The organism is Shewanella sp. GutCb (assembly GCF_002836135.1).
Classification (GTDB): domain Bacteria; phylum Pseudomonadota; class Gammaproteobacteria; order Enterobacterales; family Shewanellaceae; genus Shewanella.
On sequence record NZ_PJBL01000030.1, the window covers coordinates 1 to 12,949 of the forward strand.

Genomic DNA, 12,949 nt, shown 5'->3' on the forward strand with positions numbered 1-12,949 from the left:
TTAGCATGTTAGAAGCCCTGCATTTTCTTAATGGGTAACATGGATGGCTTGTTAGTGCCTATCGTTGCTCCTTATTGATGACTTCTAGCCAACGGATCCGTTAATCACATTGAATGTGAAATACTTTTTTTAGAAATACCAAAGAGGTTATCCTTCTTCTAACCTTATAGATAAGCCATGAAAAGTGGATACTATCATTAGAAGGATGGAACATGAGTAAACCTATTGTTGCAGACAACAAACCAATGAAAGTCGAACTGATCAAAGATAAGGAATATTATTTTTGTACCTGTGGTCGGTCCAAAAACCAACCCTTTTGTGATGGGTCTCATGCCGGAACGGACTTCAAACCTAAGAGTTTTATAGCTCAAGATAGCGGCGATACCTATCTTTGCTGCTGTAAACATAGTGCAAACTTACCCTTTTGTGACGGTTCTCATAAGCAGTTCTCTAATGGGCAAGTGGGACACGAAGGCCCAGGGCTGCAGATCACCATCGCAGGCGAGGAGCCTGTCGCTACGGCAACCAAAGAGGAACCGACGGTCGAGTTTATCCATCAGCTCGCACGTGAAGGGCTGTCTAAGATGGGACACCACGGGCCAATGACATCAATGGGAGTACCAAGGTATCTGCTACCGCACTGGGACGACTTGCAAGTCATGGTGGCACAGATGGCAAAACAACCTTTACAGGAAGATGTATCTGTCAGCACCGAGTTGGTGATTGGCCCACTCGCAAGAAAACCCCTTAAATTGAATATTCCACTGCTTGTATCAGATATGAGCTTTGGCGCTTTGTCTGAAGAGGCCAAGATTGCACTGGCCACTGGAGCCGAGTTAGCTGGAACGGGGATATGTTCAGGTGAAGGAGGGATGCTGCCGGAAGAGCAGGCAGCAAACTCGCGCTATTTCTACGAATTTGCCAGCGCCGGTTTTGGTTATGATGAGTCCAAGTTAAAAGGGGTACAAGCGTTTCATTTTAAAGGAGGGCAAGGCGCCAAAACAGGGACGGGCGGTCATCTACCGGGCAACAAAAATATTGGTAAAATTGCTCAGGTTCGTGGCATCGAAGCGGGAACCGCTGCAGTTTCTCCGCCGACCTTTAAAGATCTTCATAGCGCTAACGATTTTAAGCGATTTGCTGATAGGGTTCGCGAGGTAACGGGAGGCATTCCCATCGGCTTTAAACTCAGCGCCAACCATATTGAAGATGATATTCAATTCGCATTAGATGCTAGCGCTGATTATATCATCCTCGATGGCCGTGGTGGTGGCACTGGCGCGGCGCCAGAGATGTTTAGAGATCATATTAGTGTGCCAACCATTCCCGCGTTAGCACGCGCAAGAGCTTACCTTGATAAGCAAGGTGTTAGTGGAAAAGTCACCTTGATAGTCACAGGCGGGCTTCGTGTACCTATGGATTTTGTTAAGGCAAAGGCGTTGGGAGCCGATGGCGTCGCGATATCAAATAGTGCCATGCAGTCGATTGGTTGTGTCGCTGCTAGGATGTGTCATACCAATAACTGCCCAGCAGGAATTGCTACTCAAAAAGCGGATCTGAGGCAAAGGCTTAATGTGACTAAAGCATCAAAGCAGTTGCAGAATTTCTTTGAAGCTTCAGTTGAGCTGATGCAAGTGATGTCGAGAGCGTGTGGTCATGATGATTTAAACAAATTCAACCAACACGACCTTGCCACTTGGAATAAAGAGATGGCAGAACTATCGGGTGTTAAATACTCTGGATTGACCAAGTTTTAGCATGGAGCAGTAATGATTTTTATTTTTTATCAGTATGTTACATGATATCGGAATCAACCAGCTTAACTAGTGAATAAAGGCTCCTTGCTAAAGATTAGCAAAGAGCTTTTATTCGTTTACTTGAGAGTGGTTAACTGGCTTTATTTATACAGATGAGCAACAAAGACGTATATGAACACTCCCACAGAGCCTAGGCATTACACTTACAAGAGCCATGCCTTTGTGGGGGGCTTGACGAATATATTCAATGAGTTTTAAATCTTAGTGACGCTTAAATAGGACTCATTATTTAGTGTTCTAAGCATGTGCAAGCTCCCTTTACAAAGCAAATAAAGTTAAAGGATATTGCTACAAATTTTGACTGAACTTTGATGCTACTTACTATTGGGTTGTACTTAAATTCAAACTTCTCAATGCTAAAATTGAATCGATGATGGGAGATAAATGAACGTTTTCGTTATCGACAAATTTATCAAAAAAATCTTTAAAAACAATGCCGCCAGCCATGTGTGGATGTCCTCCCCCAAAGCCTATATTTTTGAAGTTCAATTGTTCTCTCATAATTTTAGCAACATCGACATGTTCACATTCCGAGCGTAACGATAATTGTATCCCCTGATTATTAGACTGTGCCACGACAACGACATCAAGCTCGTTGACAGTCAGTAGAAAGTCTCCAAGAATTCCCAACATATTTTTAGGGCAGTCTATAGAGACAGTTGCTAAACCCACCCCTTTATTCTGTTCAACAGACTGGCAAACATGCTCAAACAATTTTAGCTCTGTATAAGTAATTTCATTTCGGCAAATTTTATTAACTAATGCTAGATCTGCACATTGATTAAACACAATAAAAGCTTTTAGATCGGCAGAACAAACACCACGGGTTAAATGTGCGGTATCAATCTTAAGACCAACGAGCAGCGCAGTAGCGACTTTTCTAGGGATATTGATATTTAAATCCTGAAAATATTCAAATATTATTGATGCAGTTGCCCCATAGTTTTCCCTAACATCACAAAACCATAAGTTTTTTGGCGGCGTCACAACATGATGATCAATAACGGCAATTTCTTCCCCTGGCATATCGGTGACATTTCTTTCCCCAATACAACCATCGATAGTTATGATTTTATCCATAGGAGTCAACTGAGCTTTGCTGCAATGCGTTACTGGTATATCTAGCCACTCAATCATATTGGATAAAGAGATCCGATCAATTTCGCCATTATATACAATGAGTGAATCTATCCCCAGTTCCTTAAGTAGGTATGACATTGCATAGGCCGATGCAATCGCATCATGGTCTGGGAAATCATGAGCTTGAATAACGACGCGCTGTAAAGAAGATAACTTTTGTATAAAATTAATTAATGTAGTTTTTTTCATTATATTATTTACTTTATTAATTTTTAATCAGTGAGGTCATGGATAAGTGAGGGCAGAGAAAACTTTTCAAATTTAAAAAAATTCAGACCCGCTATCCTATTTTTAGTTTGAAATGCTTTAGTGAGATTTAAATGGAAGGCTTTAGCGCTTTGAGTCGGTACTTAATGATAAGAACCTTGTTTAGTGACCCTGTGGCTAATGCTTCGTCCTTGACTCTTGCTGTTCATTGACAGCTAGCATTCCTTTGTTTTACCGACAATAACCTACTTTTATCAAGGTTTCCATGGCTCTCGCTCAAAGAGTTCATTCTACTTTCGCCTTTCCTCCTGAAACATCAAAGTCGAATATTCTAAAGTATCGATATCCCCGCAAAAGCTTGCCAACTAGCATGGGTGGCTTATTCGTTTTATTTGATTCTATCTTTCTCCGGTTAACTGTGAAATTGAGTAACTAATTCATTGGGATTGTCATATGTGTAGATGCACTTTGGGACGGGATATACTTACCCAACATCAATGACATTTAAACTTCACGGCAATTGAATAATGTACATGCCAAACAGTGAAAAGCTAGAATTGTACGTGCTAAAAAGGCTACTACTTTGCTAGTTTTACGTTTTTTTTACGCGAAGAGATGAATAGCATTTGCTAGAGTAATACCTAAGGCAACCACTTTAGTATTCTCTATATGACAATGTATTGGTTTCAGAATCGCTATTTGTTTTCATTTTTTATATTCGCAGCCGCGATTGTTGTATCGCAGGGTGTAGATCTATGGCTAGGCTCTACCATTGCAGTTTTATTGATACTTCAACTTTCAATAGTGATTATTGCTTTTCAGTGCAATTCTAGAATGGCTTATATCGTCGCTATTCTAGAAGCATTAAGTTTTAATTTTTTCTTTACAACCCCTCGTCATTCACTTCAGATGTTTCATCTTGATGATTCTATCAATCTCGTGGTGTTCCTTGTTGTTGCGTTTACAACGAGCCAATTGGCAGAACGTTACCGTCGTCAGCAAGACGAGCTAAAACAGGCTCAACTTCGCAATCAAATATTACTTTCGGTATCTCATGATTTGAGAACACCTTTAGCGGGTATTATCGGTAATTTAACTACCCTAAAAGAATACCTATTTCTACTCAGTGATAAAGAAAAGTATCAACTACTTGATAGTGCGACGATAGAGAGCCATCGGCTACACCAGTATATAGAAAATCTATTACAAGCGACTAAATTACAGCACGGAGCAATGGTGGTTAGAAAAAGCCAAGAATCTCTCATCAATATCTTGAACAATGTTATCGATCGCTTTGATATTTTATCAGAGCTGATAGTCGTTACTGTAGAGGGCGCTATCGACTCTGTATCTGTAAGCCGATCCTTAATTGAACAAGCTTTCTTTAATGTCCTAGATAACGCACTTCGCTACTCTCCAAAGGGATCTTTTGTAGAAGTGGTAGTTCGTCAGGAAACGGGCTTTGTTGTCGTTGATATACATAATGACGGCCAGTCACCTAATGCTGGAGAATCAGAGCTAATGTTTAAGCTATTTTATTCTGGGGATAAAACTAAGAATGCTGATTCTGGTTCAGGGCTCGGCCTTGCAGTAGCAAAAGGTGTGATCACTGCTCATGAAGGATCCATTGAGTGTATTGAGGTCAAAAAAGGCTGTCTGATACGAATTTGTCTACCTTTAGGCAGCTAAGGATACAATATGAGCTATAAAGTTTTAGTCGTCGATGACGAGCCACAAATTCATACCTTTATCCGTATATCTTTGGCAGCAGAGGGTTTTGAATATATAGGTGCTGATAGCGTTGCTGAGGGAGTAGAGATGTTTAAAAGTTACGCCCCCCATTTAGTTGTACTCGACCTTGGTTTACCTGATGGCGATGGTATAAACCTGCTATCAATCATTCGCCAAACGAGCAAAACACCAGTATTGATTTTGACTGCCCGAGATCAAGAGGATGAAAAAATTCGCTTACTTGAAGCTGGCGCGAATGATTATTTGAGTAAACCTTTTGGAGTTCGTGAACTTATCGTAAGGATTAAAGTGCTAGTGCGAGATCTAATTAGTGATACTAACTTGGATGACATGCAATGTTTTGGTGCGCTGAAGATGAAAAAAAGTACGAATCAAGTTTGGTTATCGGCGTTAGAAATAGAGCTAACGAGGAAAGAATTCGCCTTTATGGGGATGTTAATGAAGCACCCAGGGAGATTGGTTAAACAGTCGGACTTACTGCAACAGATCTGGGGCAATACTCATACTGAGGACACGCACTATTTACGAGTCTTGGTAAGCCATTTACGCAAAAAACTCAATGACGGCGCTGATGAACAGCAAGTAATAAAGACAGAAGCGGGAGTGGGGTATCGATTGGTGTTTATGGGGGCGAAGGTGTGATTATTAGCTCTTAAAGTACGCTGATTTTAAAGCACCCTATGATGATAGGTTACTTAGATTGTGGTGCCGTTCTGGCGATATAAATTCCGCATTTGAACAATAAGAAAGGTAAAACCATGGCTCATTTTACTGTAATTGGATTGGGGCGTTTCGGCGTGTCTGCTAGTTTAGAATTAATCCACTTTGGACATACAGTGACCGGTGTAGATAGAGACTCCAAGCTCGTAGATAAATATGTGGAAGACCTGACCCAAGCAGTCATTTGTGACTCGACAGATGAAGGTGCGCTTAGAGAGTTAGGTTTGGCCAATAGTGAAGCTGTGTTAGTTGCGATTGGAGAAGACATGCAATCTAGCTTATTGACTACATTAGCCTTAAAAAACTTAGGGGTAAAAGAGATATGGGTTAAGGCTAGCACAAAAGCTCACCACACTATTGTATCTAAACTTGGTGTACAGCGTATTATCCACCCCGAAGAAGAAATGGGGATAAGAGTGGCGCAAGCGCTCAATTATCCGATGGTAAATAACTATATACCTATAGGGCACGGTGTTTATGTTGTTGAAATTAAAGTCAAGCCAAGGTTACACGATTCTCCCATTTTCAAGGTTTTAGGAGAGGCTAATAGCCGTATAAAAACGATACTGGTGAAGCGCGATAAAGAAGTATTCAGTGAGCTTAAAGAGAGTTTTGTGCTTAAAGCTAACGATATAATTTTGCTTTGTGCTACTCAATCAGAACTGAAATACCTAGCTCCAAGGATGATGTAATATGGTTTTATGGCACCCTTCAGTTTCACTGATTGAACGTAAACCTAACGCAGGTAAGAAATTATATGCCGCTCCTCCAGTGATTCTGTGCGGTAGTTTTTTACTGTTGATCGTACTTGGAACATTATTGCTCAAACTTCCTATCGCAACTCATGATTCAATAAGTTGGGTTCAAAGCGTGTTTACGGCGACATCAGCCATTACGGTAACAGGTTTAGTCGTGATTGATACAGGGACACAATTCACACAGTTTGGCCAAACAATCATAGCCATATTGATTCAATGTGGTGGCTTGGGACTAATGACATTTGCCATTGTTACTTTAATCGCATTGGGTGGCAAAGTTGGCTTTATGGAACGAACTGTAGCGCAAGAAGCTTTTAATCAAACGGACTCATCAACATTGGTTGCTACAGCTAAATCGGTATTGATATTTACATTGATAGTAGAATTGATCGGTATGATCATATTGGCGGCTTATTGGCGCTCCGAATTAGGGTGGCAAACTAGCTTGTTTCACGCCTTCTTCTATACGATTAGTGCTTTTAATAATGCAGGATTTGCACTGAGCGCAGATAGTCTAATGTCCTATGTTAGTGATCCAGTTGTTAATCTAACCATTACAGGGCTTTTTATTATCGGTGGTCTGGGCTTTTCGGTGTGGATGGACTTAAAACGTCATCGTCAATGGTCTAAATTAACCGTATATAGCCGCATGATGATTATTGGCACGATTGTCATTAATGCAGTTGCTCTGATTTCCATTTATTTGATTGAGTATGATAACCCTAATACTTTGGGGCCTTTGAGTGAAACAGGGAAATGGCTCGCTTCTTGGTTTCAAGCCGTAACGCCAAGGACTGCTGGGTTTAATACTCTTGCAATTGACCAGCTTAAAGATGCGACATCTTCGATTATCTTATTATTGATGTTTATTGGTGGGGGGTCCTTGAGCACTGCAAGTGGTATAAAAGTGGTGACGTTCATGGTGTTGATACTGTCGACTTACAGCTTTTTAAAACGCGATGAGCAAACTTATATCTTTAAGCGCGAGCTAGCTAAGGAAACGATCAGCAAGGCATTTGCATTAACTATGATATCAATCGTTGTGACATGGTTAGCCATTTTTGCATTGTTGCTGACGGAAGAAGCCCCGATGTTAGATATTGTTTTTGAAGCCGTCTCTGCATTAGGCACGGTTGGGCTGTCTCGAGGGCTTACGGGAGACCTTTCTATGGCCGGGGAATCCATTATCATTTTTATGATGTTTATGGGAAGGCTAGGGCCACTTACTCTGGCATACTTTTTAGCTAGCCCAAGAAAGAAAAAAACCCGCTACGCTGAAACTAAACTTGCTATAGGGTAACTTTCCTTCAGGTTGATGAAATTTTCCGTCGATCATAAAAGTAATTCTAAGGTCAGGTCTTGAACTTTGCCAAATTGAACTTTGACTTACTTTTTATTATCTTAAACTATTAGGTAAAGTGTGTAAGTAAGCTCATTTATGTTCAGGAACAGGATAAAGCGCTTAACACGTTTATTACCCAAAGTGAGTTGGGAGATAATTTCACCAACTCTGGATTAATAACCTTTTTCCATATAAAAACTAATCAGACTATTGAAAAAACTGCTTCGCAGACAAAGGTTTTGAGTAAATGTAACCTTGAATTAAATACACACCTTGTGCACTTAAATATGCCACTTGGTTATCATTTTCTACGCCTTCTGCAATCATGGATAATTCTGATTTTTGAGCAAATGAAATAATAGCGTCAATGGTTTTGGCGTTAAAGTTATCTTCATGACCGATGGTGTCGACAAACATTTTATCTATTTTTAACGTACTAATACCGAGGGTTTGTACATAACTAAATCCACCATATCCCGTACCAGCGTCATCTAATTTTAAATCGATCCCTAACGCGTAAATTTTATCTAACATCTGACGCGCAGCAACTAAATCACTGATGGGCAAACGCTCTGTGATTTCTAAGGAAATACGATGCGGCTTCAACTCACTGGACTCAACAATACCTTTAAGCAAAAGATATAAATCATCGTTATCTAAGTGTTCTGGAACAATATTGATACTAAAGAATAGTGCCTTGCGCTTACTACCTAATGACTTAACATCATTAAAAACATGCTCAAGCAAGACCTTTGTCATATCGATAATCAGACCATTGGCTTCCGCGTAGGGAATAAACTGGTTAGGGGGGATCAATGAACCATTTTGTTGCTGCCATCGCATCAATACTTCACAGCCGATAACAGCTTGGGTTCTTGAATCAACGATAGGTTGATAAAAAGGAATAAACTCTTGGTGCTTAATTCCTGCCACAATTTGAGCGTGCATAGAAACTGAATGTCTTTGCCAACGCTTAACCAGATAGGTCAGCCCAAAAGCAAACAACAGTGCAAAAATAGTAATAAACAACCAAGAAATTGTACTGTATTGCTTATAGAATTCAAAATTCCCCGAAAGCTCAAAGGTGGCGACAAAATAAGGTGATTTCAAGACCACCGTTTCACTCACAAATGGCTTACCGTCAAATGTTTCAAAGCCAAAAACTAACATGGGATCTGACTTAAAGGAGATGGTGTATTCGGAACAGTGTTCACACTCTAACGGCACAAAGAAGCGAGGCGCTAGCGGCGTAATGCTTGCTGTATAGTTTACATCCTCAAAATGCCTCACTAATATCCATTCATGATGCTTTCTATTGGCTAGTTCTACGACGCCAAAACTAAAATTAGGAGATATTCTATGGGTGTAAATTTTACTGATATCGCGAATGATATCATTGGACTCACAAAATATTTCTCCATCCTTTGTCACCCCAGCCCATCTAATAAAACTTGCATCAAATACAAATTCCCTTAGATTCTCAGTGGTGCTTTGATCGCATTTAAAATCTGTCTTTGAAATCGATGGCAGCTTATTCAATTCTAAAGCGCTATTTCTAATTACCTTTTCAAACTTATCAGCGAGAATTTTTGCATCGCGGGCAATAATTTTTTTTGCCAGAAAGTGATCAAGCCCTTTCATGCTAACCATGCATAAAAGAAAAATGACCACAAATACAGCCCCATATTTCATCCGTTCCATGAAGCTTGCCTCAAACACAAAAATACGTTCAATGTGACCAAAATGATGGCAAGCCCTAGGCTAAACCCCCAAGCAACTTATTTTCAATTAAGCAACTTAAAATAAAATAGTTAAATCAACAGTTTACTGCATAAAGATCGGTTAAACTTAATAGGCTCTATCAAAAAGTAACCAGAACAACGCCATCTGCGACATCACAATACTACATGACGCCCCAACCGATCAATGCCTTAGCATTTCGAACAAATGCCTTGTGCATCTTAGACTTGCCATGAAATCGTTGCTAGCAACAAAAATAGAGACCATGATTAATAAACGCCACTTGTATGAAACAAAAAATCCCTGATAGCATTGCTATCAGGGCTCTTGTCAGTTCACTAAAAAGTAAAGCGTGACGCCTGATACGAGATTAGTATCTTATCCACTGAATGAGCTCGTTAGCACTTTTCACGGCAAACAGCCTCGCTAGTAGGGTCAAAGCTCAATAGTTCAGCAGAGCCAGCAATAAAAAAATTGGCCAAGAACCAATAAGCCACCCATGCATGATAGTGGGCTAAGTTTTTGAGCCTTGCTTATAGGTATGTGGGGTCAGTGTAAACTTTATTTTATTACCATACATTTCCTAATCTCACGACCCACCTCTAAGGTCTTAGCAGTAGCTTGTTTCTGTCAAAAATGGGTTAGGGCGTTTAACTCAATTTTTCCTGTATGTGTTAGCTGCTGATATTATTAACTCAAAAAACGTCATAAAGGCGAATAAAATCTAATCAGATTATAAACACCGTTAAATTTTCATTTCCCAAATTTGCTTTATTGAGTACAACGCTCAAGTTATTAAGAGTTTGTTCTATTGCTTGCACTATGTTTACGACATAATGGCGTTATGTACTTAGCAGAGAATTTATAATGGACAAACAACAAGACAGCTACATGACTGAAGAGACACTAATTGAAACAGTCGAAAATCAAATCGCTGACGGTGAACCCAAAAAGGTAAAAGAAACCTTGATGCGTTTAGTCATGACAGGTACACCGCGTGAAGAAGCGGTTCAATGGATGGCGTGCGCGCTGGCTATCGAAGTATCCGATATCATGAAAAATGGTGCCTCTTTTAACGAAATACGTTATGCCCAGCATTTGGACGCACTGCCGAATTTGGATTGGATGAAAGATGAATAGCAGCTATGTCATTTCCGAACATCGAAAGCCTATGCCTGTCAGTTTTGTTCGCTAGAACATTTCGCCTCCCTAGCTGAAGTTAACGTGGAGCTATTGAGGTAAGTAAGAAATTTTCTTTGGGATATGTGGGCACATAGCCATGACAGATATACTTGTAACAGTTATTTTGACGGATAATTGGTTTACCGCTCTAAAACGTTCATTAATGTACTTTTAGCACATCGGAGGTAGGCTCTTAAAGTATTAGATACGTATTAAGCTTGTTTATACTCCTTTTAAGGCTATTGTTTACTACATGTGTTTAGCAAGTTGTTTAGCCTGATTATTGTTATCGATTTGTTGTGTTATGTATAAATTGGTTTATATCGTCAATACTAATGGTAATAAAATATTTAGCTATAGTTACGCAGAACTTTTCATACCGCTTTAAGTCTTATTATGTAAGGTTTAAATTTATTTTCCTTTATTTAAACTGAGTCCCTAATAATATCTGAATAGGTTACTCCATTTTGAACATAACCCCATTGCGTCGTTTAAGACGCTTACGTAGCTCCGAAGCCATGCGCGATCTATTGCGTGAAAGCCACCTTTTGCTCAACGATTTAATTCATCCTTTATTTATCGAAGAACAGATCGATCAAGCAGTACCTATCTCTACCCTACCTGGTATCAGCCGTATTCCCGAGAGTCACCTAGCCGATGAGATTCGACAGCTTTACGCTCTCGGCATACGCTATGTTATGCCTTTTGGCATATCTCACACCAAGGATGCCCAAGGAAGTGACACCTGGAATGATAATGGTCTACTTGCTCGTATGGTCAAGACGATAAAATCTGCCGTTCCCGAAATGATGGTAATTCCAGATATTTGTTTCTGTGAATATACCGATCATGGTCATTGTGGTGTAATGCAAAACAACAAAGTTTGTAACGACATTACAGTTGAAAATTTGGTCAAACAATCAGTGACTGCAGCTAAAGCAGGTGCTGACATGTTAGCACCATCGGCAATGATGGATGGTCAAGTAAAAGCCATTCGTCTAGGACTTGATGCTGCTGGTTTTCAGGACGTGGCAATTTTGGCACATTCGGCAAAATTTGCGTCTTCTTTTTATGGCCCATTTAGGGCCGCAGTAGACTGTGAACTTAGTGGGGATAGAAAAGGCTACCAACTAGATTACGCCAACGGTCGTCAAGCTCTACTTGAAGCCTCACTTGATGAGGCTGAAGGTGCAGATATTCTGATGGTTAAACCAGGAACACCCTATTTAGACGTGATCTGTCGTTTAAGGCAAGAAACCCATTTACCCCTCGCTGCATATCAAGTGGGTGGGGAATATGCCGGTATTAAGTTCGCAGCTCTTGCTGGCGCACTCGATGAAAAAGCGGTAGTAACTGAAACTTTTATTGGGTTAAAACGTGCTGGGGCTGACCTAATTGTTAGTTATTATACGAAACAATATGCCACATGGTTAGCCGAGGGGAAAAATTAGTTTCATCGAAACCTTCCTGCAGTCCTTTGTGTTTGTCTGTAAAATTTAGTGTCCAAATGAGTGTTTGTAGAAGCTACTGACACTCTTTTTTTACTATGTAATATGTTGTTTAATGGCTGTTATGCAGATCTCAAACATGAATAATGAGGTATCAAAATAATGTACAACATTGGCATTGTATTATTTGACGATTTTACAGATGTAGACTTTTTCTTAATGTATGACTTACTCGGTAGAACGACAGATAGCTGGGTTGTGTCAATATTAGGCACTAAATCAGAACACCGCTCGCATCTAGGTATGTCGGTAAAGACAGATGGTCCTATCTCAGAGGTGATTAATCAAGATGTAGTGCTAATTACGAGTGGCAAGCGTGGTATTCCTGCAGCATTACAGGATTGTGAATTTATGTCAGCTTTAAAGCTCGATCCAAACAGACAGTTAATTGGTTCGATATGTGCTGGTTCTTTTATTCTTCATGAACTTGGATTGTTAAACGGTTTGTTGTTAACGACAAACCCTGATGCTAAAAATGTACTGAAGAAAATGGGCGGCAATGTTCAAGATTTACCTTTGGTCATCGAAGGCAATATTGCTACAGCAGGCGGTTGTCTTTCTTTGGTGTACCTAATAGGTTGGGTCGCGGAACGTTTGTTTGATTCAGAGAAGCGACAATTTATCCAAAACCAGCTAATACCAGCGGGTCAATTGGAACACTTTGAAGAACTCATTAGCTCTACAATTTTATTAGCAGAACAAGAAGGCATAAATCGAATGACCTCTAAAAGGTAGTCGTGCATTGTTCGCTTATTCAGCGCTTGAGCATAAAGTAGATCCTCC

The 12,949-nt window shown here is 40.0% G+C and carries 10 protein-coding genes; 8 read left to right on the plus strand and 2 right to left on the minus strand.

Annotation, left to right across the window (positions count from 1 at the left end):
* The first annotated feature begins 212 nt into the window (after positions 1-212).
* Positions 213-1,757, plus strand: a complete 1,545-nt coding sequence (locus tag CXF86_RS18435; protein ID WP_102039713.1) for a glutamate synthase-related protein — start codon at positions 213-215, stop codon at positions 1,755-1,757.
* A gap of 381 nt (positions 1,758-2,138) precedes the next feature.
* Here the strand turns inward: CXF86_RS18435 and CXF86_RS18440 are convergent, their stop codons facing one another.
* The gene (locus CXF86_RS18440) at positions 2,139-3,146 is read right to left on the minus strand and encodes a DHH family phosphoesterase (RefSeq protein ID WP_101091880.1); all 1,008 of its coding nucleotides are present in this window, start codon (positions 3,144-3,146) and stop codon (positions 2,139-2,141) included.
* A 687-nt stretch (positions 3,147-3,833) separates the two neighbouring features.
* Between CXF86_RS18440 and CXF86_RS18445 the strand changes: the two genes are divergently transcribed.
* The 4 genes from CXF86_RS18445 to CXF86_RS18460 all read left to right on the plus strand — a co-directional run bounded on the left by CXF86_RS18445 (position 3,834) and on the right by CXF86_RS18460 (position 7,694).
* Positions 3,834-4,853 (plus strand): sensor histidine kinase, encoded by a 1,020-nt coding sequence (locus CXF86_RS18445; protein ID WP_219622742.1) that lies wholly within the window; start codon positions 3,834-3,836, stop codon positions 4,851-4,853.
* 9 nt (positions 4,854-4,862) lie between these two features.
* Positions 4,863-5,558 (plus strand): response regulator transcription factor, encoded by a 696-nt coding sequence (locus CXF86_RS18450; protein ID WP_101091882.1) that lies wholly within the window; start codon positions 4,863-4,865, stop codon positions 5,556-5,558.
* Between the two features lie 116 nt (positions 5,559-5,674).
* Positions 5,675-6,328 carry a potassium channel family protein gene (locus tag CXF86_RS18455; RefSeq protein ID WP_102039715.1) on the plus strand — a complete coding sequence of 218 codons (654 nt, stop codon included), beginning with the start codon at positions 5,675-5,677 and terminating at the stop codon, positions 6,326-6,328.
* Position 6,329: 1 nt separating this feature from the next.
* On the plus strand, positions 6,330-7,694 hold the full coding sequence (locus tag CXF86_RS18460) for a TrkH family potassium uptake protein (RefSeq protein ID WP_102039716.1): 1,365 nt from the start codon (positions 6,330-6,332) through the stop codon (positions 7,692-7,694).
* A gap of 249 nt (positions 7,695-7,943) precedes the next feature.
* Here the strand turns inward: CXF86_RS18460 and CXF86_RS18465 are convergent, their stop codons facing one another.
* Positions 7,944-9,437, minus strand: a complete 1,494-nt coding sequence (locus CXF86_RS18465; RefSeq protein ID WP_102039717.1) for an EAL domain-containing protein — start codon at positions 9,435-9,437, stop codon at positions 7,944-7,946.
* A 906-nt stretch (positions 9,438-10,343) separates the two neighbouring features.
* On the opposite strand from CXF86_RS18465, the gene CXF86_RS18470 reads away from it, so the two are divergent.
* The 3 genes from CXF86_RS18470 (at position 10,344) to CXF86_RS18480 (ending at position 12,901) form a co-directional block, all read left to right on the plus strand.
* A complete protein-coding gene (locus CXF86_RS18470) occupies positions 10,344-10,616 on the plus strand; it encodes a hypothetical protein (RefSeq protein ID WP_101091886.1) in 273 nt (90 codons plus the stop codon).
* Between the two features lie 506 nt (positions 10,617-11,122).
* A complete protein-coding gene (gene hemB, locus CXF86_RS18475; RefSeq protein WP_101091887.1) occupies positions 11,123-12,109 on the plus strand; it encodes a porphobilinogen synthase in 987 nt (328 codons plus the stop codon).
* Between the two features lie 159 nt (positions 12,110-12,268).
* Positions 12,269-12,901: a DJ-1/PfpI family protein gene (locus tag CXF86_RS18480; protein WP_101091908.1), complete on the plus strand. Its 633-nt coding sequence runs from the start codon at positions 12,269-12,271 to the stop codon at positions 12,899-12,901.
* Positions 12,902-12,949: the final 48 nt, after the last annotated feature.